This is a genomic window from Vibrio sp. J2-3(2022), from assembly GCF_021725735.1.
GTDB classification, from domain to species: Bacteria; Pseudomonadota; Gammaproteobacteria; order Enterobacterales; family Vibrionaceae; genus Vibrio; species Vibrio diabolicus.
The window spans coordinates 976,855-998,264 of the sequence record NZ_JAKKCK010000001.1 but is presented as its reverse complement, the minus strand read 5'-3'; the positions used below and the strand labels follow the sequence as shown (position 1 = coordinate 998,264).

Annotated in this window: 17 protein-coding genes; all 17 read left to right on the top strand. The window is 42.2% G+C overall.

Features of this window, described 5'->3' with window-relative positions; all coding sequences use genetic code 11:
- Positions 1 to 3: 3 nt before the first annotated feature.
- The 17 genes from tssL to L3V27_RS04210 all read left to right on the top strand — a co-directional run bounded on the left by tssL (position 4) and on the right by L3V27_RS04210 (position 21,377).
- Positions 4 to 1,296, top strand: coding sequence for a type VI secretion system protein TssL, long form (gene tssL, locus L3V27_RS04290; RefSeq protein WP_176319532.1), 1,293 nt, complete (start codon positions 4 to 6; stop codon positions 1,294 to 1,296).
- Between the two features lie 16 nt (positions 1,297 to 1,312).
- The gene (tssM, locus tag L3V27_RS04285; RefSeq protein ID WP_145473018.1) at positions 1,313 to 4,831 is read left to right on the top strand and encodes a type VI secretion system membrane subunit TssM; all 3,519 of its coding nucleotides are present in this window, start codon (positions 1,313 to 1,315) and stop codon (positions 4,829 to 4,831) included.
- Positions 4,813 to 5,508: a type VI secretion system-associated protein TagF gene (gene tagF / locus L3V27_RS04280; RefSeq protein WP_104970766.1), complete on the top strand. Its 696-nt coding sequence runs from the start codon at positions 4,813 to 4,815 to the stop codon at positions 5,506 to 5,508. The genes tssM and tagF overlap by 19 nt, the downstream gene beginning before the upstream one ends.
- A 9-nt stretch (positions 5,509 to 5,517) precedes the next feature.
- Positions 5,518 to 6,312: a protein phosphatase 2C domain-containing protein gene (locus tag L3V27_RS04275; protein ID WP_005398381.1), complete on the top strand. Its 795-nt coding sequence runs from the start codon at positions 5,518 to 5,520 to the stop codon at positions 6,310 to 6,312.
- Positions 6,305 to 7,423 carry a type VI secretion system protein TssA gene (tssA, locus tag L3V27_RS04270; RefSeq protein WP_145473012.1) on the top strand — a complete coding sequence of 373 codons (1,119 nt, stop codon included), beginning with the start codon at positions 6,305 to 6,307 and terminating at the stop codon, positions 7,421 to 7,423. The genes L3V27_RS04275 and tssA overlap by 8 nt, the downstream gene beginning before the upstream one ends.
- A gap of 15 nt (positions 7,424 to 7,438) precedes the next feature.
- Entirely contained in the window at positions 7,439 to 7,969 is a 531-nt protein-coding gene (gene tssB / locus L3V27_RS04265) for a type VI secretion system contractile sheath small subunit (RefSeq protein ID WP_053808353.1), read from the top strand.
- The gene (gene tssC / locus L3V27_RS04260) at positions 7,969 to 9,462 is read left to right on the top strand and encodes a type VI secretion system contractile sheath large subunit (RefSeq protein ID WP_005396386.1); all 1,494 of its coding nucleotides are present in this window, start codon (positions 7,969 to 7,971) and stop codon (positions 9,460 to 9,462) included. Before tssB ends, tssC (L3V27_RS04260) begins: the two co-directional genes overlap by 1 nt.
- Before the next feature lie 52 nt (positions 9,463 to 9,514).
- Complete coding sequence (gene tssC, locus L3V27_RS04255) at positions 9,515 to 11,026, top strand: type VI secretion system contractile sheath large subunit (RefSeq protein ID WP_152814361.1); 1,512 nt, start codon at positions 9,515 to 9,517, stop codon at positions 11,024 to 11,026.
- 10 nt (positions 11,027 to 11,036) lie between these two features.
- On the top strand, positions 11,037 to 11,831 hold the full coding sequence (locus tag L3V27_RS04250) for a type VI secretion system accessory protein TagJ (protein WP_104973744.1): 795 nt from the start codon (positions 11,037 to 11,039) through the stop codon (positions 11,829 to 11,831).
- Between the two features lie 7 nt (positions 11,832 to 11,838).
- Positions 11,839 to 12,303, top strand: coding sequence for a type VI secretion system baseplate subunit TssE (gene tssE, locus L3V27_RS04245; protein WP_012842186.1), 465 nt, complete (start codon positions 11,839 to 11,841; stop codon positions 12,301 to 12,303).
- A complete protein-coding gene (gene tssF, locus L3V27_RS04240) occupies positions 12,300 to 14,123 on the top strand; it encodes a type VI secretion system baseplate subunit TssF (RefSeq protein WP_237311098.1) in 1,824 nt (607 codons plus the stop codon). The genes tssE and tssF overlap by 4 nt, the downstream gene beginning before the upstream one ends.
- A complete protein-coding gene (gene tssG / locus L3V27_RS04235) occupies positions 14,120 to 15,085 on the top strand; it encodes a type VI secretion system baseplate subunit TssG (RefSeq protein ID WP_237311096.1) in 966 nt (321 codons plus the stop codon). The genes tssF and tssG overlap by 4 nt, the downstream gene beginning before the upstream one ends.
- A 10-nt stretch (positions 15,086 to 15,095) precedes the next feature.
- The gene (gene tssH / locus L3V27_RS04230) at positions 15,096 to 17,663 is read left to right on the top strand and encodes a type VI secretion system ATPase TssH (RefSeq protein WP_237308630.1); all 2,568 of its coding nucleotides are present in this window, start codon (positions 15,096 to 15,098) and stop codon (positions 17,661 to 17,663) included.
- 208 nt (positions 17,664 to 17,871) lie between these two features.
- Entirely contained in the window at positions 17,872 to 18,351 is a 480-nt protein-coding gene (locus L3V27_RS04225; RefSeq protein WP_005375967.1) for a type VI secretion system tube protein Hcp, read from the top strand.
- Positions 18,352 to 18,399: 48 nt separating this feature from the next.
- A complete protein-coding gene (gene tssI, locus L3V27_RS04220) occupies positions 18,400 to 20,235 on the top strand; it encodes a type VI secretion system tip protein TssI/VgrG (protein ID WP_237311094.1) in 1,836 nt (611 codons plus the stop codon).
- 11 nt (positions 20,236 to 20,246) lie between these two features.
- Positions 20,247 to 20,537 carry a PAAR domain-containing protein gene (locus L3V27_RS04215; RefSeq protein ID WP_005375969.1) on the top strand — a complete coding sequence of 97 codons (291 nt, stop codon included), beginning with the start codon at positions 20,247 to 20,249 and terminating at the stop codon, positions 20,535 to 20,537.
- Positions 20,538 to 21,377 (top strand): NAD/NADP transhydrogenase subunit beta, encoded by an 840-nt coding sequence (locus tag L3V27_RS04210; RefSeq protein WP_167427554.1) that lies wholly within the window; start codon positions 20,538 to 20,540, stop codon positions 21,375 to 21,377.
- Positions 21,378 to 21,410: the final 33 nt, after the last annotated feature.

The following is a 21,410-nucleotide window of genomic DNA, read 5'->3' as shown; positions in this document are numbered from 1 at the left end:
AGTATGGAACAAACGATCGTAAAACCAACACCGGGTGGAAGAGCGCCCGCACCGAAACCACAATCAGAAAAGTCAGCAGATAATACGGTAGTTATCTCAAAAAGTCCTGAATTGGTGAATAACGATTCAGTGGTTGCTTATGGGAACAACCCTTTATTGGCAGAAGCGAATGGTCTTTTATCCATTATTGGTCAAATTCGAGCGACAGCGACTCATTCTGACCCGTTGTTTCTAAAAGAGACGTTGGCACAAAAACTTAGAGATTATGAGAACCGACTACGCCACCACGACGTTGATTTGGACACTATTGATACGGCTCGTTACTGTTTGTGTTGCTCGTTAGATGAAGCGGTGCTCAATACTAATTGGGGGGGGCATTCATTTTGGAGCCATGACTCATTGCTTAGTTCTTTCTATGCCAGCAGCCAGGGTGGGGAAGCGTTCTTTAAGTACCTTGATAAGTGCATGGCGCAACCAGATACAAATTTAGATTTGCTTGAATTGATGTACGTGTGCTTATCGCTTGGGTTTCTCGGCCAATATCGTTTGGAAAAAAACGGACTGGAGTCTCACCGAAAACTGAGAAGGCAGATTATCGCTATTCTTAAGTCTTACGGAAGAGGGATACCTCAAGAGCTAAGCAATAGTATCGAACAACACATTTTGAATGGCTCTAAGGCTTCCGACAGAGCTCCTCTCTGGGTTGTGTGCTCCGTAACGGCTGCATTATTGGTTTGTATATTTATGTATTTTAGCTATGAGCTAAACAAGGCTTCCAACCGCACCTTTTCTCAATTAGTCAATTTGGTTCAACCGCAACAGCTTAACCAAGATACAACGTCAGAATCAAAATCAGCGCCAATTTCAGAAAGGATCTCTATGTATCTGGCAACCGAGATCGGGAAGGGGCTAATTAACGTCGAGCCGTTGCAAGACAGGGTAAGAATTTCGTTAAAGTCGCAAGATCTATTTGAATCAGGTAGTGCTGATGTTGTTGCGTATATCCAACCCGTAATTTCTAAACTCGCTAGAACGTTGGAGTCGACCCAAGGCAAGATCATTGTGACAGGTCATACCGATGATAGGCCAATTTTCACGAGTAAATATCCTTCGAACTGGCATCTATCATTAGCTCGAGCTACTGCTATGTCTGAACAACTTATCTCGAATAGCGCACTAGAAGGTCGAGTCATACCAGAAGGGCTGGGTGATGCAAGACCATTGGTTGAAAACAATAGTGACGAAAACCGAGCTATTAACCGTCGAATTGAAATCGACCTCCTTGTCGCGAATTAATAACAGGTAGATAGAGATGCGTATTAAAGAAATTGGCAGAATATTTACTCAAAGGTGGTTTCTCGGTCTTATCGGTGTCGCTGCTTGTTCAATTTTTATTTGGGTTGTTGGTCCACTTATCACGATAGCGGGATATGAGCCACTAAAGAGCGACTTCCAACGACTCGTCACGATTTTGGTGCTGGTGTTTGTCTGGGCTTTATTCAACGTGACTAAGCAGCACAAGCAAAAAGTTAAAGAAGACGAAAGTATTCAAACGTTACTTGAGGTTGATAGTCAATCAGATAAAGAAGCGGCGAGTGAAATTGACTTAATGCGCGAGCGTATTGAGCAAGCTGTCAAAGTAGTAACGAAAACACATAAAGGAAAGCGAAGCTTATATGACTTGCCTTGGTATGTGTTGATCGGCCCTCCAGGGACAGGGAAAACAACAGTGTTAAAGCAGTCAGGGCTAGAGTTTCCGTTAGCGGATAGCCTTGGTTCTGACTCTATTGCTGGTGTCGGTGGAACTCGTCATTGTGATTGGTGGTTTGCAAATAAAGCCGTTCTGATTGATACGGCCGGTCGATACACGACACAAGACAGTCAAGAAAAAGTCGACTCTAAAGCATGGCACGGCTTCTTAGGGTTGTTGAAAAAATATAGAACGCAAAGGCCAATTAATGGTGCAATTGTCACGATCAGTTTAGCCAGTGTGATGTCGCAGACAAGAACCGAGCGAAGCCTTCATGCTCGAGCTATCAAGTCGCGCCTTCAAGAACTGAAGAATCAGTTAGGGATGCAATTTCCTATTTACGTACTACTGACCAAAATGGATTTAGTTGCGGGTTTCAATGAGTTCTTCTCTGATCTAAGTAAGGAAGAGCGTGAGGAATTGTTCGGTTTCATGTTTCCGCGTGAAGTGGCTGATGAAAGAGGGGTTATTTCTTTATTCAATAAAGAATTTCATGGCATGTTGGAGCGCCTTGATGCGCGAATGCTGAGAATCCTTGAAACTGAAGATGATTTAGAGAAGCGAGCACTTATTTTTGAGTTTCCTAAACAGCTAAGGGTATTGCAAGCTAACCTTGATGAATTTTTAGCGGAAATATTTGCACAAAATAGTTTTGAAGAGCCAGCCTTGATTCGTGGTGTGTTTATGTTGAGCTCGGTCCAAGAAGGCTTACCAGTCGATAAGTTAATGAATGAATCGACCAATGGACTTGGACTAAATCGCCTCGCTCTAGCAAAGAGCCCAACAGGGTCTCATAGTTATTTCGTGAAGAACTTGTTTGATAAGGTTATTTTCAAGGAACAACTGTTAGGAACGGTTAATCGTCACTATCAAAAGCAGTCAGGATGGATGCGCCGAGGTGTTTACATTGGCTGTGCTTCTCTACTGCTAGGTGCGTCTGCACTTTGGCTTATGAGCTACAAGTGGAATTCTCAGTTGATTGTCGATACCAATGAGCAAGCCGGCCATATTGAAGCAATGATTGGTGCTGAGAGCCTAGATTTTGAGGCGGATATTATCTCAGCCGTAGAGACATTAGACCGATTGATGACGCTTCCTCTAGGAAAGCAAAGCAACTACGGCGATGCTGATTCCGTAAAAAGGTTTGGTCTCTATCAAGGAGATAAAGTCTCACAGGCGGCAAACAATGCATATTCTGATGCGTTGACCCAATATTACGCTCCCTTGCTTCTTGATAGCTTGGTGACGGAAATGGAAAGTAATCAACAGCATCGAGAGTATTTGTATGAAACGTTGAAAACTTATTTGATGTTGTTTAATCCAGACAAATACCAACAAGATGAAGTGTTGGCTTGGTTTAACTTCTATTTTGAACGTCAATATCCGGGTGAACTAAATATAGACTTAAGAAAAGGTCTGTTACAGCACACTCAAAATTTATTAGAGAATAATGGACAAGGCTTTTCTTATAATACTGCTGCCGTGACTAATGCTCGCGAGGTTTTGACACAAATGTCTCTACCAGAACGTGCTTATCAGCGAATGAAGATACAATTTTCGAAGAGTCATGTTCCTTCATTTCGTTTGACTGATGTCTTGGGGCCTAAAGGGCTTGAGCAGTTTGAACGAGCGAGTGGAAAGCCGTTATCACAAGGCATTTCGGGCTTTTATACGTACAATGGCTTTCATAGCATTTTTCAGATTCAGATCAACCGTACAGTAAAAAGCCTAATGGAAGAGAACTGGGTTTATGGTGACGATCTTAAGGCTCATGAAATTGATCAAGATAGCGCTATTCAAGGAGTCCAATCTCGATACTATCAAGATTATGTGAATGAATGGAAAACTCTGATCGAAGATATTCAACTTAAGCAGGCTCCGAGCCTAGAGCTTGCAACAGAACAAGCTAGAGTTCTATCTGGAGTTGAAAGGCCAATCGAATCGTTGTTGAGGGCAATCCAAAAAGAAGTTGGTTTGTCGAAAGTATCATTGTCAGAAAATCAGAAGGCCACTTCTGAAGTCGCAGGTAAGGTTGCCAAAGTTAAATTTTCGAATACGGCAGATAGACTAGACATGTACTTGCCTGAAGAAAATGGTTTCAATGTTGCACTGCCAGGTAAAGAAGTCGAATCTCATTTTTCTGAGATCTTACGTCTCGGCGAACAAGACTTTGATGATATTCAACAAGCTATGGTTAACTTGCGCTCGTATTTAAGCGATTTATCAAGCTCAGGTAATAATCAGAAAATTGCTTACAAAAGTATTTTAGATGGGACCGTTACACAAGATGTGGCTGCTTCCTTTGCTCGCGCTAAAGAACTTTTGCCTAGGCCATTTAATCAATGGCTAGGTGAACTTTCTCAAGAGTCAGTTAAGTTTGCGGAGAGCGGGTCGAAAGATCATCTAAATCAGCTTTGGGTTACGCAAGTGGTGCGCCCTTATCAGCGGACTATTGCGGGTAGATACCCATTCGAGCCAAATGCGAGCAGAGAAGTAAGGCTGAAGGACTTCAAACGTTTCTTTGGTTATGGAGGTACGCTTGACTCATTCTTCCAAGAGTATCTTGAACCGTTTGTCGATACGTCGAAAAGTCGTTGGCGATTAGAAAAGGAAATTGGAGTTCGTCCAGAAACGCTGATGGTCTTTCAAAGAGCGAAGCGTATCAGGCAGTCTTTCTTTGAATCTGATAATTCATTGCGCGTAGAGTTCGGTATGAAACCAGTGTATCTGGATCAGCACATTACTCGGTTTGTTCTAGAGTTAGGTAAGCAAGATTTGGTTTATAAGCATGGACCAGCACGAGCTAAATCCTTGAGCTGGCCTGCGGGTCAAGACCAGACTCGAATAGTGTTCACACCACCAGAATCTAAACGTGAGATTGCCCATACTTATGAAGGTGAGTGGGGCATATTCAAACTGTTAGATCAATCACTTAAAGCAAGACCAGAATCGCGTAAAGACAACATAGTTATGATTGATTTAAAGGGAAATAAGGTGCAACTAGAGCTTATTCCGTCTAGTGCCATTAATCCGTTTTGGTCAAATGAAATGGAGAGGTTCAGATGTCCACGAACCTTGTAACATCAGCCTGGGGTTATATCGGTAAAATGCCTGCAAAAGGAGACTTTGTGAAAGATGGCTTATCACAAGATTTTTCAGAGCGCTGGCATGACTGGCAGCAGGCTGTTATTGCAGTCAGCAGAGAACAATTGGGTGAAAGTTGGAATGAACACTTTTTAACCGCGCCTGTGTGGCACTTTGCTCTGGATGTTAGTTACTTAGAAGACTCGACATACATTGGTAGCATGATTCCTAGTGTAGATGCATGCGGTAGATACTTTTTCTTTACTATAGCTCGTGCCGTAAAAGGTGAAGCTGCGCAATATTGGGGGGACAAAGCTTGGACCGAGGACAGTGCATCTCTTGCCCTAGCAGTACTTGAGGACGACTTTGTATTTGATGTTTGGCATAAGAGCATGCAAGAAAAAAACGATTTAGTGGCGAATGTAAAAAGTGAAGTGCGGCCTCTTAAGTTTCTTTATCAAAGCCAAATATCTACGATTTTTCATGATCAAGGTGGAGCAGATCAAAGCGCACTTTTGAATTACCTCATTAAAGAAAAATTGAGTAAGCCATGCTTTTGGTGGACTGAAGGCTCGACTCTAGTTGAACCATGTATGTTTATGACCAGCGGTTTCCCTTCTATTGGTCAATTTTCTGCCATGCTTGATGGCGGTTGGAAAAAGTGGAATTGGTAGGATAGAAGAATGAATTGGAACTATTTTACCTTTGCTAAATCGCACGCAGGAAAAGTACGCCCTTATAACGAGGATGCTCTTTTAGATATGACAGAGCAGCATATTTGGGTTGTAGCCGATGGAATGGGTGGGCATAGTGCTGGCGACATAGCAAGCCAGATGCTAGTGGATAGAATCGCGCGCCATATGCAGGATGTCCCAAATACCAATATCGATGATATCCGGAGTGTGGTTCAAGCCGCGAATTTAGAAATTTATCAATACGCACAAAATCACTTAGACGGTAAAACGATGGGAACAACTCTCGTTTTGTTGTTTATCCAGGACGGGTATTACCACTGTCTTTGGGTCGGTGATAGCCGAATTTACCAGCTTAGAAATGGTCATTTTTCTCAAAAAACACGCGATCATAGTCAAGTTATGGATTTAGTCGATCAAGGGTTATTGGCATTTGAAGATGCTGAGTCACATCCTCTCGCAAATGTTATTACCAGAGCTGTTGGGGTAGATGAGAGTATCACTATTGATCAAGTTTCAGGGCAGTTGGCTGATGGAGATCAATTTCTTCTGTGTAGTGATGGGCTTTCTAAAGAATTAACGAGTGATGAAATTCACCGGACATTGTATGCGGACTCAGTAAATCAAGCAGGATTAGCACTCATGCATTCGGCGTTAGTGAGAGGTGCAAGTGATAACGTTACTTGTGCGTTAGTCAAAGTTCGCCAAGCGCAGACGGAATTTGAAGCAGTAACGAGAGAAGACGCGACGATCCCCGTTTTTCTTAGAGGGAGGTCTTATGAATAGTGAGATGTTCGATTGGTATGAACAAGCGTTGACTCCTATATCTCAAGAGAATCCCACAGGTGTTGACCCTAGAGAAGATGTATCGCCACAGTCTGCTTATTACCGATTAAAAGATCAGCGTATGGCTGCGCGAAATGCAGAGCGCAATGCACTTATAGAAGAAGAAAGTATTTATACCCACAGTAACTTATGGCGGGTATTTATAGAAGAAGTACCAGAGATACTTACGAATCAATCTAAAGATTTAGAGTTTGTGGCTTGGCTTATAGAGGCTCTAACTCGATTGCATGGTTTTCGTGGTATGGGCGTTGGGTACAAACTCGCAACCGAGTTCATCGAGAAGTTTTGGGATGATCTCTATCCAATGCCTGATGAGGATGGTATTGAAACAAGAATATCGGCGATTACTGGCCTCAATGGTATCGATAGCGAAGGAACACTTATTTTCCCTATTGCTTGTATCCCGCTTACTGACGTAGGCGTTGAGCAAGCGTATGCCTACTGGGAATATCAGCAAGCTATTGAGTTGGAGCGTTTAGATGAAGATAAGCGCCGAAATCGAGTCGATCTTGGCGCTACAGAGCTATCTGATATTACAACTACAGTTAAATCTACCTCTGATGCCTTTTATCGTGAGCTAATCGCTGATCTGGAGTTCGCCACAGAGTCATTTAATGAATTCAGTCAGCGATTAGATGAAGCGGTAGGTGATGTCACTCCTAGCTCTTATATATCAAAAAGGCTTGAATCAATACACTCGGCATTAAAGCATCTCCTTGGAGAGCGTTTTAATCAACCACAAGCTGTGTTTGAAGAACTGGAGGAGGTGGATGAATCTTCTTCTTCGGAACAACAAGTGAGTTCACAAAGTTCTGATGCACTATTAGCGACAAACATGAAATCACGAGAGCAGGCGATTAGACAATTGCAGCAAGTGGCTGATTTCTTCAGAGAGAGTGAGCCTCACTCACCAGTTTCTTACTCCATCGAACAGATCATTCGTTGGTGTGGAATGCCTCTGCCGGAGTTACTGGCGGAACTTATCTCCGACGGAGATGCAAAGAAAAGCTACTTCCGTTTGGTTGGCATAGCAGAACAAAATGAAAATTAATAAAGGGAGAATGGTATGACGAGTATCCACTCGAAACTGTCACGAGTACGGAAGCCTCGTGTCCACATTACCTATGATGTTGAAACTGAAGGTACAACTCTTAAGAAAGAGCTACCTTTTGTTGTAGGTGTAATGGGTGACTTCGCTGGTCAAAACACTGAAGCGTTGAAGCCATTGAAAGACCGCCGTTTTATTCAGATCGATCGAGACAACTTCGATGATGTGCTCAAAAAGATGAACCCATCGGTTAAGTTCAAAGTTGCGAACAAGCTTGCGAACGACGATTCACAGTTTGAGGTGGATTTGAACTTTAAATCAATGCAAGACTTTGAGCCCGCTGCGATCGTAAATCAAGTTGATCCACTGCGCCAACTGATGGAAACGCGTAATAAACTGCGTGATTTGATGACAAAAGTTGACCGTTCTGAAGAGCTTGAAAACATCTTAGAGGATGTTTTGAACAACACAGACAATCTGGCAAAACTTGCGGGCGAGTTAGATCTTGGCAAGCAAGCGAAGTCAGACAGTACTGAAGGAGCGGAATAATGACGACTGAAGCTGAAAAGCAGTTAGATCCAACTGTTAATGAACAAACAACTTCATTTTTAGATCAAGCTATTGGTGCAACTAAGCAGACAGAAGCCTCTCGTGCTGAAGAGCTAATTAAAACGCTCACTGAAGAAGCAATGAAAGGGACGGTTACTTGGAACAAAAACCTAACGGTAACTTTTCGTGAAGCGATTAATTTACTTGATAAACAGATTTCTGATCAGTTGTCTGAAGTAATGCATCATCCTGAATTACAGAAACTTGAAGGTTCTTGGCGTGGTTTAAATTATCTAGTGATGAACTCAGAGACGAGCTCTACTCTGAAAATTCGCATGATGAGTATGACCAAGAAAGAGTTACATAAAGACTTGAGTAAAGCGGTTGAATTTGACCAAAGCCAGATCTTTAAGAAAGTTTACGAGTCTGAGTTTGGCAGTGCAGGTGGTGAACCTTATGGTGCATTAATTGGTGACTATGAGTTTACCAACCACCCAGAGGATATTGAGTCGCTGCGCCTAATGTCAAATGTAGCCGCTTCAGGCTTCTCCCCATTCTTGTCCGCGGCCTCACCAGCACTATTTGGCTTTGATGAGTGGACTGAACTGTCAAAACCACGCGATCTAGACAAGGTCTTTGAGTCGCTAGAATACGCTCAATGGCGTTCGTTCCGTGAGAGTGCTGATTCACGTTTTGTTAGCCTGACTATGCCGAAAGTTCTGGCTCGTTTGCCATACGGACAAGCCACTGCTCCAGTTGAGGAATTTGGATTTGAAGAGTTCGAAGTAGATCCAGTGTCAGGTATTGCTGTCAATGCTGAGCATAATGACTACTGTTGGATGAACTCTTCGTATGTTCTTGGTGTTAAGTTAACAGACGCCTTCTCAAAATATGGATTCTGTACAGCTATCCGTGGTGCAGAAGGTGGTGGTCGAGTGGATAATTTGCCAACACATTTCTTCATGAGTGATGATGGCGATCCTGATATGAAGTGTCCAACAGAGATTGGTATTACCGACCGACGTGAGGCAGAGCTGGGTAAACTTGGTTTCTTACCGCTTTGTCACTACAAAAACACCAACTATGCGGTGTTCTTCGGTGCGCAAACCTGTCAAAAACCGGCGAACCACGAATCTCCAGAAGCAACGGCTAATGCGGCGATTTCAGCACGTCTACCTTACATGATGGCGACATCTCGTTTTGCGCATTATTTGAAGGTAATGGCTCGAGATAAAATCGGTAGCTTTATGGAAGCAGAAGACGTTGAGTCTTGGTTGAACCGCTGGATTCTAGGCTATGTAAATGCTTCAGAGGGTGGTGGTCAAGAGATCCGAGCGAAATACCCTCTAGCAGATGCTCGTGTCCAGGTTAAGGAAATCCCTGGCGCACCAGGTTCTTACAATGCTGTAGCATGGCTTAAGCCTTGGCTGCAAATGGAAGAATTGACGACATCTTTGCGACTTGTTGCAAAGATCCCTCAGTCGGGTGGATAAGAAATGAATTGGCTGGTCGTAGGGCCAGCCATACCAAATCGTTATGTTCTAGATGGAAATAGCAGTGTCACTTAACTTTCGCGATCCCAGCAAGCTAAAGCATGAATTCAGCACAGGAGGCTATGCTGAGCTTGATAGCCCGTGGTTGACTCGATTCAATGAATCTTCTGATCTTTTAGAGTCAGCTCGAATTTGGCTAGAAGGTACGCGTTCAAGAGATTTGGACAGTTTTCGTCATAGTGTGATGAACACGATAAACCGAATTGATGAGCTATTAGAATCTCAATTAAACGAAATAATACATCATCCTGAGTTTCAACAACTCGAAAGAGGTTGGATCGGCGTGAGGTATTTATGCGAACAGGTCGACACTCGCTCATCAGACTCCGTCAAAGTCAAGGTGTTGGCGGCAACATGGAATGAAGTCAGTAAAGATGCACTAAAAGCCATCGAGTTTGACCAATCAGCACTATTTAAGCTGCTCTATCAAAATGAATATGGCATGGCCGGGGGAGAACCCTTTGGCGTGGTAGTTGGCGATTATCAACTTCGTTGTGATGCGAGTAAAAATTATTTTGATAGAGATCTGTCTGTGCTCAGCAAGATCTCTCAGTCTGCAGCGGCAGCATTCAGCCCGTTCATTATGTCAGCATCGCCGGAGATGTTTGGTGTTGACAGTTTTTCACAGCTTTCTGCGATAAGAGATATTGCGGCCCAATTTGAACAGGCAGATTACGCAAAATGGCGCAGTTTGAGAGACAACGATGATACCAAATTTATTGGCCTGACTGCGCCGAATGTTTTATTCCGTCAGCCATATAAAAGTGATGGTTCACGCAACGATCAGTTCGACTTTCAAGAGCATGTCTACGACTCTAATCGCGATTTGCTATGGGGGAGTAGCGCGTATTGTTTTGCGGCCGTATCAATTAGAGCGTTTCAGGAGCATGGGTGGTTTACGCACATGCGAGGCATTAAGCAAGGGGATTATAGTCAGGGTATTATCGTTGCTCCTACTAGGAACAAAATGCGTGTTAATGGCAAGAATGACCGTGAAAGATGTCCTTTAAACTTAAAGATCTCTGAGAGAAAAGAACAAGAGTTGTCTGAATGCGGTTTCATTTCTATTTCTCCTGTACCTGAAACCGATATGGTAGGGATGACCTCGAATGTATCTCTCTACAAGCCTAAGCAATATGCAGAAAAACACATTTCAACGAATGCAAAGCTCACGTCGATGTTGCAATACACGTTGTGTGTGTCGCGAGTCGCACATTATCTCAAGGTTATGGGGCGTGACAAGATTGGTGGATATCAAGATGCAGAAAGCCTTGAGCGAGACTTTCAACGATGGTTGCATCAGTACACTACCGCGTCGGATGAAGCATCTGATGAACTTAGGGCGAAGTACCCCTTAAATGAAGCGAAAATTACGGTTCGAGAGAAAAGAGAAACTCCAGGACACTATTACTCTGTTATCCATTTGCGACCGCACTTCCAGCTCGATCAAATGGTATCTAGCATTAAATTAATTACTGAATTATCACCAGAGCACTTGGTGTAAGGAAATAACAATGACCCAATGGAAAAATGCTTTGTCCCAAGGCCAATTGCAACAAGCTCTAGAGCTATTAATTGATGAAATTAAAGCGGCGCCTAAAGATGCAAGCTTGAGAAGCTCGTTCATTGAGCTGCTTTGCATTGATGGAGACTTCGAGCGTGCGGATGAGCAACTTATGCAATCGATCAAATTGTTTCCTGAGTATCTACCTGGTGCAAGTCAGTTGCGACATTTAGTGAAAGCGGCCCAGGCTAGAAAAGATTTTATCGACGGTGCGGCTAGTGCCAAGGTATTAGGTGACGAGGAATTCACTAAAGAGCTTGTTCGCTTTAACCTCGCTCTCAAAAATCAAGACTATGCAGAAGCGTCACACCTAGCGCATAGCATTGAAGAGCATCGTACTATTAAAGGCTTTAACATAAACGGTACAAACTATGAAGATGCTAGGGATATTGATGATCGTTTAGGTGGTTACATTGAACTGTTTTCCACCGCGGGTAACTATTTTCTTGTTCCAATTTCTAGCATTCAAGCGCTAGAAATAAAAGCACCTACCTCTTTATTAGAAAGTATTTGGCGACCTGTAGAGTTTGATATTGACGGACTTGGCGAAGGAGAAGGCCATATGCCATTGACCTATGTTGACTCAGAAACTGACGCACAAAAGCTAGGTCGAGAAACAGATTGGAAACAGCTTGGTGAGCAAGAATCCTTCGTGGGTTTAGGCCAAAAATGTTGGCTAGTTGGTGATTCAGCCCTCCCAATCTGTGACTTGATTACATTGTTAGAGTCGAAACAAATAGCGTAACAATAACATGTCTTTAACCGTTTCTCTGCTCGACAAATTGATGGATAGTGATCCTTCAACTAGAGATGAAAAAGACTTCCCTACGAGCCAACAACAGATGTTGAACAGCTTGCTTAGAGATCTGGAGTCTATGTTAAATAGTCGTATCGGATGGAAAAACATTCCTGATGACCTTTTAGAGGTTCGCTATTCAATATTGAATTATGGTCTGCCAGATTTTTCCTCGATGCCTTATAGCAGCCAAGAGGGGCAGAATCAGCTTTGTGACATTGTTCATGATGCAATTAAAGAGTTCGAGCCTAGGTTAAGGAATCCTTATGTCCAGATTTCGGACGAGAAAAACGCTATTGATAGGGTGTTGAGGTTACAAATTAGCGCCACTTGCTTAATCGATAACAGCATTCATGAAGTGCGATTCAATTCTGAAGTAGAGCCGGTAAATTTAGGTATGAAACTGAGTAGAGCGAAATGAGTGAAGAGTTTCTCAAATACTATAATCGCGAGTTAGCTTATTTACGTCACAAAGGACAAGAGTTTGGGGAGCAGTATCCTAAGATCGCTGCGAGACTCCGTATCAGTGAGGAGCAGGTTGACGATCCACATGTAGAAAGATTGCTAGAAGGCTGTGCATTTCTAACGGCAAGGATTAGACAAAGTTTAGACAATAGTTATCCTCAGTTCACTGAATCTTTGATGGGGCAGTTATATCCGGATTTTCACGCACCAATTCCATCAATGTCCGTCATTAAGATGAACTGCTCTAGCTCCACTTCCTCTTTTTTTGACGTAGAAGAAGGTGAGCGAGTCGTTATCGGTGCTCCTGGATACCACGAATGCGAGTTTAGAACCTGTTATCCGGTCAGAATGTACCCTGTTGATGTGACCTCTGGCGCTTTCAAAAACGCACCGCTTAAATCGGTGGGCTCCCAATGGGAAAGCCATGCTCATTCAGTTCTGAAAATCCAGCTCACCGCCCAAGATGAAGAGACATCTCTGAGTGAAATGGGATTAGAACGGTTGCGCTTTTATTTAAACGGGCAATCTCAGTTGACGTTTAAACTTTACCAAATGCTATTTCAAAATCTAATTGGTTTATCTGTCGTTGCGGGTGGCAAAGAAGTCCGTTCTTTAACGAAAAGGCATCTTATTGAAGTGGGATTTTCAGAAGATGAGAAGGTTGTTCCATACAGTAAGAGAAGCTTTTCGGGAGCAAGATTACTTGTTGAGTATCTGCACTTTCCTGAGAAGTTCATGTTCTTTGATATCACTGAACTCGGATTATCAGAACTAGCTCTTGGAGAGCAAGTTGAGCTGTATTTTTACTTTGATACCAATGATGATTGGCTTCCTAAGCAAGTGGATGAAGAGAGCTTGATGGTTGGTTGTGTGCCAGTCGTAAACTTATTTAAAAGTGTTATGGAGCCAAAGCGTATTCTACCAACCGAGTACGATTACCACTTATCACCGCAATACCAGGAAGCCGAGAGTAACGAGGTTGTCTCTATTTCTGACGTAACATTGAGAAACTGGAACAAAACGTATCACAACCTGCCATGTTATCACGCTGGTGAGCACACGCATTATATGAACGCCAGTGAAATTTATTGGTTGATGAGACGTGAGGATAAAAACTGGGCTGGTGGATACGATGAGCCGGGTAGGGAAACGTACATTTCTTTTGTTGATAAAAGGCATCAATTGTTCAGTCCAGAGAGCCGAGAAAACTGGTTAATGTACGTTGAAGCTGAGTGCTGCAATCGTAATTTAGCGCAGAAGCTTCCATTTGGAGGCGGTCTTCCAAAAGTCTCTTTGCCGGAAGTAAATGACAACTTCGAGTCAGTTCGTTGTTTAGTTTCTATATCAGAAACCCTCCGGCCAGAAATGGATGAAAGTACACGATGGCAGCTAACTAAGCTTCTAACTTTAAACCACTTTACCGAAGAAGATGGATTAACAACTTTGAAGCAAACTCTGAATCTCTATGCATTTTCTGGGACCGCAGAAACGAAAGCGGTAATTGATGCTTTAGCGAAGTTAGAGTTCGAGCCGACTACAGGCAGAGTAAGTCAGAAAGGTAAAGTTGGTTTTGCGCACGGTATAAAAATCATTTTGACGGTTTCTGATCAAATTTTACCTAAAGAGCAAATCTTCCTCCTAGGTAGTGTTTTATCCGTTTACTTTGCACAATATGCTGAAATTAACATTTTTACGCAGCTAGAAATAAGACTTAAGTCAACGGGAAAACCCTTCCACTTATGGCCTGCATTAACTGGCGATAAGGCGTTGCTATGATCGCGGAGCAATTTTATCGAGATCTAAAGCAACATCCGTTGTTTGAAGCAATTCACCTTATCGAACACGAGATCTTGCAAGCCGAGGCACAAATAGGGACAGATGCTCTACCTAAGCATGAAAAACTAAACCTAAAGGTCAACCCATCGTTAGGTTTTGAAAATGCGCAGCTTTGCGATCTGAAACATATTGATAGCCACAAGCTAGCACTAGAAACTAATCTGATAGGCCTAACGGGTGAGCAGGGGGTGCTTCCTCAGCACTACAGCGAGTTAGCTTTGCATCGTCAAAAAGAAGGCGATACGGCAATGGTGGACTTCTACGATATTTTTAACCATCGTTTACTGTCTCTTTACTATCGATGCTGGCAACTAAGTCAATTGACCGTTCAGTCTCGTGCTCATGCACAGGGATTACGTTCACCTTTAGAAGATTGTAAATCGGCATTAACTGGGCAGGGTAGTTCTTTGTCCCTGCACTATGGTGGTGTTTTTGCTTCACCGACGAGAAGTAAAGCTGGACTAAAAAGTGTTCTTGAATGTTTATCTGGATGCCAAGTAAAGATTCATGAGTTTCAAGGGCAGTGGCTACATCTTGCAAAAGAAGAGCAAACACGTCTTTCATCTCGAACTATGCCAGAAGGGCAGTTTGCTCAACTTGGTTCCGGAGCATCCTTAGGCTCGAAAGCTTGGAATATAAACGCAGGAACAACGATCGAGTTTCTGCCAAAGCACAGAGATCTGGTTAGTAAATTACTGCCTAACCATCCAAATGTAGAAATTATTAAACGTGCGGCTTATGAATTTATTGGTAAGCATAAGCAAGTGAAATGGCAGCTCACCACCAAACATAGTTTATTACCTCAAGTTTGTTTATCAAAAAAACATGGTCAGTTAGGTGTTGGTTCTGTACTTAAAAAACATAAACGCACAAAAGATCGAACCATAACAATTACTATTTAAAGGAAACATAATGGCTTCACTCTCACTTTCAGCGTTGGTCGAAAGATTGTCTCCTCAGGCTAAGGAAACACTTGAACAAGCAGCTGCGATGGCAAGCTCTCGAACCCATCACAGTATTGAAATGTCTCACTGGTTAATGACGATTATTCAACATCCTGCCGATATTTATTCAGAAGTTTTCGACGAATTTGATGTCGATAAAATCAAGGTTGAAACTGATCTTCAAAAGACACTTGAAAAATACAAAACGGGATGTCAATCGGTCCCAGGTCTTTCAGCTCACACAGTGACTGTGATGCAAAATGCTTTGCTATCGGCAACGATTGAGTTCAATCAGGAGCAGTTGGATTGCATTCATCTTTTATTTGCCTACTTGTCTGATGATACGTTAGTCAACATGGCTGGTTCGATTAGCCCTGAGTTAAACAAGATAGAACCATCTCGGTTATTGAACTTTAAAGAAAGTAATACGCGTCAATCAGGATCGAATGACCTAGGGAAATCAAACGCGAATTCTGCGCTGAATCAATTTACAACAGATCTTACTGAGCAGGCTAGGGAAGGTAAGATAGATCCGGTTATTGGTAGAGACAATGAAATCCGTTTAATGATCGACATCTTATTAAGACGTCGACAAAACAACCCGATTCTAACTGGTGAAGCTGGCGTTGGAAAAACAGCCGTTGTTGAAGGTTTGGCGCAAAAGATTATTGATGGCGATGTACCTCCTGCTCTACAAAATGTAGCGATTAAGTCTTTGGATCTGGCGTTATTGCAAGCTGGTGCTGGCATGAAAGGTGAGTTTGAAAACAGACTTAAAAACCTTGTGAAAGAAGTTAACGACGCACCACAACCCATTATTTTGTTTATCGATGAAGCACATGGTCTGATTGGTGGTGGGGGACAAGCAGGACAAGGTGATGCAGCGAATATTCTAAAGCCAGCGTTAGCGAGAGGTGAACTCAGAACGATCGCAGCAACAACTTGGGCAGAATATAAAAAGTATTTTGAAAAAGACGCGGCTCTTACCAGACGCTTTCAAGTAGTGAAGGTCGACGAGCCAGCGCCTGAGCTTGCGGTCGAGATGTTACGTGGTTTACTTGATGTAATGGCACAACACCATGACGTCCACATCACTAGCCAGGCTCTCAATGCTGCCGTTCAACTCTCAGCTCGATACATTAATGGCCGACAACTGCCAGATAAGGCTGTGTCTGTTTTAGACACAGCCTGCTCGCGAGTCGCGTTAAGTCAATCGTCTACACCGGGAGGTCTAGATGCGAAAAGGAATAAACTAAAAGCTAAGCAAGCTGAGTATGAGCACCTAAGCCAAGAAAGTCAGCTAGGTGCACCTCTTGATATGCAGTTGCAAGATGTCAGAAAAGAGATTGATGTTCTATCTAGTGAAATAGTTGAACTAGAGATGCTGTGGGAGAAAGAAAAAGAGTGGGTAAGTGAAGCTAAGTCACTTAGAGCTCAAATAATCAAGGAGGGTTCTGAGACTGCTAGGGACAAGTTACAAGAGCTCGAAAGTAGCCTCTCCGCTAACTCGCAGCCATTAGTATTTTCGCATGTCAATGAAGCGCTTGTTGCAGAAGTAATTTCAGATTGGACCGGGATACCACTGGGCAAACTTCAGGATGATGAAATCCAAGCTGTACTGAGTTTGAAAGAGAGTTTGTGTAAACGAGTTGTCGGACAGGATCACGCTTTGGAAGTCATGTCTGAAGTGATAAAAACTGCCAGTGCACAGCTCACGGATGAGACACGACCAAATGGTGTATTTCTTCTCACGGGACCAAGTGGAGTGGGTAAAACTGAATCTGCTTTAGCTATTGCAGAGAAAGTGTACGGCAGTGAAGAGAATGTCACAACTATCAATATGTCCGAGTTTAAAGAAGAGCACAAAGTTTCCTTATTATTAGGCTCGCCTCCTGGTTATGTTGGGTATGGCGAAGGTGGTGTACTTACTGAAGCCGTCAGACGCAAACCTTATAGTGTGATTCTCTTGGATGAAATGGAAAAAGCACACCCTGGAGTTCAAGATATTTTTTATCAGGTATTCGATAAAGGCTCAATTAAAGATGGTGAAGGTCGCGATATAGATTTTAAAAACACTATTATTATTATGACCGCGAATACAGGGACCGAAACGACGATGTCTTTGTATTCTGATCCTGATTTATCTCCAGAACCTTCAGCACTAAAAGATGCTTTGCGTGACGATTTGTTGGTTGACTTTAAACCTGCATTTTTAGGACGTGTTAATGTATTACCTTATTTGCCTCTATCAAGAGAAGTATTGATAGAAATAACAAAATTAAAATTAGCCAAAGTTACGAATCGCATTCGTAAAAATTACGGCGCTGACCTATTTTTTGATGAAGAACTAATTAATGATATTGTAGACAATAGTAATGAGTCGGGGAGCGGTGCACGTGTGGTACAGACAACCATAGAAAACACATTACTTCCTAAGATTTCTCATGAAATATTGCATGCAATTCTTAATGATAAGACGTTTGATGAAATTATTGTTAAAGGTACAACTAGTGGACTTGATGTCTCAATAGTTTAACATCCTTTACACTCTCAATAATAATTGGGAGTTGGTTCATATTAACTATTATTTTTTATAAAAAACGCTTAAATTAAGTCTTATTTAAAGATATAACAGGGCGTATTTAAAATGAAGTTTTTGATACATTAATCACTAATTATCATCAAACGTCAGATAATTAAATTACTACGATATATGTCAATTAATAATGCTATAGGAGATTAGCATGCAGTCTAATACGTATCTTAAATACGCAGATATTAAGGGTGAGGCAACTGCCGAGCAATATAAGGATTTGATTACACTACTATCTGTAGATTGGAGTGTAGGTCGTGAGATCTCATCATACACTGGTACAGCGATGGACCGTGAAGCGAGCGCTACTCGTCTATATGATTTGACTATCACTAAACTTCAAGACCGTTCTTCTCCTGACTTATTTAAAGAAGCGACAATTGGTAAAGGTAAACCTGCGGTTTTCCATATTACTAAGCAAGGTGAGAAAGTTGAAGAAATCATGAAGATCGAACTGACTGATGCGATGATTTCTAACTACTCAGTTTCTATCCAGGATGATCGTCCAGTTGAAACCATCACTATTTCTTACACTGAAATGATGATGACAGTGACTCCTACTGACGATAAAAACAACACTTCTGCGCCATTGGTATACGGCTACAGCGGTGTTAAAGGTCAACAAATGTAATTTTTATGCGGGGGAATATTCCCCCGCATTTTTTGAAAGAAGTATTTAATGAAAAGAGCAACTCAAGATAACAATTTCATCCGAATTTCCTCTCCATTCGGAAAAGATGCCATCATACTAAACTCATTTGAGTATAGAGAAGAGATCTCAGAACTTTTTTCATTGCGTGCTAAAGCTTACTTTAATGATCAACGAAGTGAGTTAAACGAAATAATTGGTAAAGAAGTAACAATTACCCTTGAAAATAGTGAGGATGTTTCTTCAAAACCTCGTTATATACATGGTTATGTATCTGCTGCAAGATTAGAAGGGCAACGAGTTTCTAATACTCATAATGGTGAGAATTATAAAAATATAGAGTTATTAATAGAGCCTAAATTACGTTTCGCCGATTATAGAAAAAATTGCAGAATATTTCAGCATAAAGATATAAAAGAAATTATCTCCGAAGTACTCTCGGAGCATAGTGTCGCCTTTAGTTTTGAGTTAACTAAGTCGTACCCTAAATACACATACAAAGTGCAATATGAAGAGTCAGACCTTGAATTTGTCCGACGCTTATTGTCAGAAGAAGGGCTATCGTTCTGTTTCACACACACTAAGTCTGTCCACACGCTTAAGATTTTTGATGACATCAGTTTCTATAAGCCGGGTACAGAGTTTTTAGTCGATTTTGATACAGGTACGGCTAAGTCTAGCCATATTTCTTCTTGGCATGAAACCCAAGTTTTGACGACTAAAGCAAGCCAAAAGTCTGGCTATAACATGCTTAAGCCTTCGTCTAATCCTAAAAATACTGCCAAGGGTGAAAGTGATTTTTTTACCGTGCCTGAAAGCGAGTATTTTGAATACATGGGTGAAACGGAAAGTGATGATCAATACGCACTTAGAAACACGCACGCTATAGAAGCACTACAGCAAAACGCATATCTGTGTCGTGGCGAGGCAACGTGTCGAACGTTCAGTGTGGGAAAGTGCTTTAAGTTTAAAAAGCATGAAGATAAGTCTCGAGTCGGCAAAGAATACGTACTGTCCGCCGTTTTTTTATCTGCGGCTGTTTATAATCAGACTGGTCAAGGTGGCACTGCTGCGCAAGGTGTTAAAGTATCATTTAGTTGTGTTGACTCAAAAACAATCCTTCGCCCTTCTGTGAACTATCCGAAACCTCAGATGAAAGGTTTGCAAACCGCAGTGGTAACGGGAAACAAAGATGGCGAAATTTACATAGACAAACACGGTCGTATTAAAGTTCAGTTTCACTGGGATCGTGCTGGCAAATACGATGTAAACAGTTCATGTTGGATTCGTGTTGCGCAAAATATCGCGGGTAACGGATGGGGCTCGGTGTTTCATCCTAGAGTAGGACATGAGGTCATCGTCGAGTTTGTCAATGGCGATCCTGACCAGCCAATTGTTACGGGGTCACTGTACAATGGTAGTCAACTCCCTCCCTACACGTTACCAGAGCAAAGCTCTCAAAGTGGTTATAAATCGCGTTCTGTACAAAAAGGCACATCTAATTTTAATGAGTTGCGCTTTGATGACAAACCCGGTGAAGAACACATCTATCTTCATGCCGAAAAACTTTTCCAAATGCTAGTTGAAGACTGTGTTGATATTGCCGTTGAAAACAGTAAAACCGAAAAAGTGACGAATGATGTCAATCAAGAGGTTGGCAAGAATGCGACCTTGAAAGTAGGTAAAAACTTTTCTAATGAAACGGGTGAAGTGTTGTCTTTTAATGCAGGAAAGAGTATCGAGATCAAAGTCGGTGGCGCTTCGATTCAGATGTCTAGTTCCGGAGAAATCAACATCAAAGGCAATAAAATATCTATTAACGGCTCTGCTATCGCTCTTAAAGCTGGGCAAATTTCATTGAACTAAGGTGATTTAAAGTGGGTAAACCAGCCGCAATATTGGGCAGCTTTCATCTTTGTCCTAAAAAAACAGGAAAAATTCCTCATGTAGGTGGCCCGGTCGTAGTTGGCTCGCCAAACGTGACAATTGGCGGCATTCCAGCGGCTAGGCAGGGAGATAAGCTTATCTGTATAGGTCCTCCGGATAGCATCTCAGCAGGCTCTTCTAGCGTTACAATCAACGGTAAGCCAGCGGCAAGGGTCGGGGATTCAACGTCTCATGGTGGTAAAATTCTGTCTGGCATGCCTACGGTTTTAATCGGAGGCTAGATGCCACTCGCATTTCAAACTCATCTTCTTGCCATTAATGGCAGGCCATACACTGTTCGTGATATAGCTAACGAATGTTTTAGATTGCCCGCAGAAACACCAAGATCCTATCCTGATCAATCACTGTATGAGCAGATATTAAATCTTGTGCGCTCTAAGCGCGAGATACTGGAGCAAAGTGATATCAAAGGGAATATCTGTGTTCTTTTACCGTCTTCGGTAGATAAAAGCTTGCTTAAGGCATTGATAAACGAGTTTTCTCTTATCCTTGGTAACTCTGCCAATAGAGAAATTTATTTTTATCCTTATGGTCAAGCGGCGTTCTTGATGGCGCTAAATCGGATAAACCGTGAAGTTAACGAAACACAAGCAACTTGGATACTGGCTATAGAAATTGCTCGCGATGCAGAAGAGCATGCCAAATCTCAAAACTCGATCATTTTGACGAAGTGCTTTTTTCAACAGTCCGGCCTTGTTACTGATGATGTTCGAATTGATTTAGATACCAAACAACAAAGCATTGCTGTCGATAAAGTGTTCAAACAACTTGGAGTAGGGTGTGATCACTCACTTAGTGAGTTGCATTTATCCATTGATGGAGATGAGCCTCGATGGTTAAATGCTATGCAACTCTTGTCTCCCTGGGTGACCGATCAAACTCAGTATCAATTTATTGATGTTAAACTAGGAGGGCTGGGCGCATGCGGAGGTGTTTTAAAAGTGTTAATGATTGAGGAGCATCAAAGAAGTAGCCTCAACTCAGACTTCCACGTTTTACAAGCTGATATCGAGCCAGATGGTTATACGGTGGGAGTTCTATACAATTGGCATAACGAGTAGTTCTGGATCTAGTTTGTCCCTTCTAAACGTTGG

What these genes read in the sequence shown, in the direction of transcription:
- tssE (WP_012842186.1), top strand. Translation starts at nt 11,839, where the DNA reads ATGTCTTTAACCGTTTCTCTGCTCGACAAATTGATGGATAGTGATCCT.
- tssL (WP_176319532.1), top strand. Translation starts at nt 4, where the DNA reads ATGGAACAAACGATCGTAAAACCAACACCGGGTGGAAGAGCGCCCGCA.
- L3V27_RS04250 (WP_104973744.1), top strand. Translation starts at nt 11,037, where the DNA reads ATGACCCAATGGAAAAATGCTTTGTCCCAAGGCCAATTGCAACAAGCT.
- tssH (WP_237308630.1), top strand. Translation starts at nt 15,096, where the DNA reads ATGGCTTCACTCTCACTTTCAGCGTTGGTCGAAAGATTGTCTCCTCAG.
- tssB (WP_053808353.1), top strand. Translation starts at nt 7,439, where the DNA reads ATGACGAGTATCCACTCGAAACTGTCACGAGTACGGAAGCCTCGTGTC.
- L3V27_RS04275 (WP_005398381.1), top strand. Translation starts at nt 5,518, where the DNA reads ATGAATTGGAACTATTTTACCTTTGCTAAATCGCACGCAGGAAAAGTA.
- tssC (WP_005396386.1), top strand. Translation starts at nt 7,969, where the DNA reads ATGACGACTGAAGCTGAAAAGCAGTTAGATCCAACTGTTAATGAACAA.
- tssG (WP_237311096.1), top strand. Translation starts at nt 14,120, where the DNA reads ATGATCGCGGAGCAATTTTATCGAGATCTAAAGCAACATCCGTTGTTT.
- L3V27_RS04210 (WP_167427554.1), top strand. Translation starts at nt 20,538, where the DNA reads ATGCCACTCGCATTTCAAACTCATCTTCTTGCCATTAATGGCAGGCCA.
- tssC (WP_152814361.1), top strand. Translation starts at nt 9,515, where the DNA reads ATGGAAATAGCAGTGTCACTTAACTTTCGCGATCCCAGCAAGCTAAAG.
- tagF (WP_104970766.1), top strand. Translation starts at nt 4,813, where the DNA reads ATGTCCACGAACCTTGTAACATCAGCCTGGGGTTATATCGGTAAAATG.
- tssI (WP_237311094.1), top strand. Translation starts at nt 18,400, where the DNA reads ATGAAAAGAGCAACTCAAGATAACAATTTCATCCGAATTTCCTCTCCA.
- tssM (WP_145473018.1), top strand. Translation starts at nt 1,313, where the DNA reads ATGCGTATTAAAGAAATTGGCAGAATATTTACTCAAAGGTGGTTTCTC.
- tssA (WP_145473012.1), top strand. Translation starts at nt 6,305, where the DNA reads ATGAATAGTGAGATGTTCGATTGGTATGAACAAGCGTTGACTCCTATA.
- L3V27_RS04225 (WP_005375967.1), top strand. Translation starts at nt 17,872, where the DNA reads ATGCAGTCTAATACGTATCTTAAATACGCAGATATTAAGGGTGAGGCA.
- tssF (WP_237311098.1), top strand. Translation starts at nt 12,300, where the DNA reads ATGAGTGAAGAGTTTCTCAAATACTATAATCGCGAGTTAGCTTATTTA.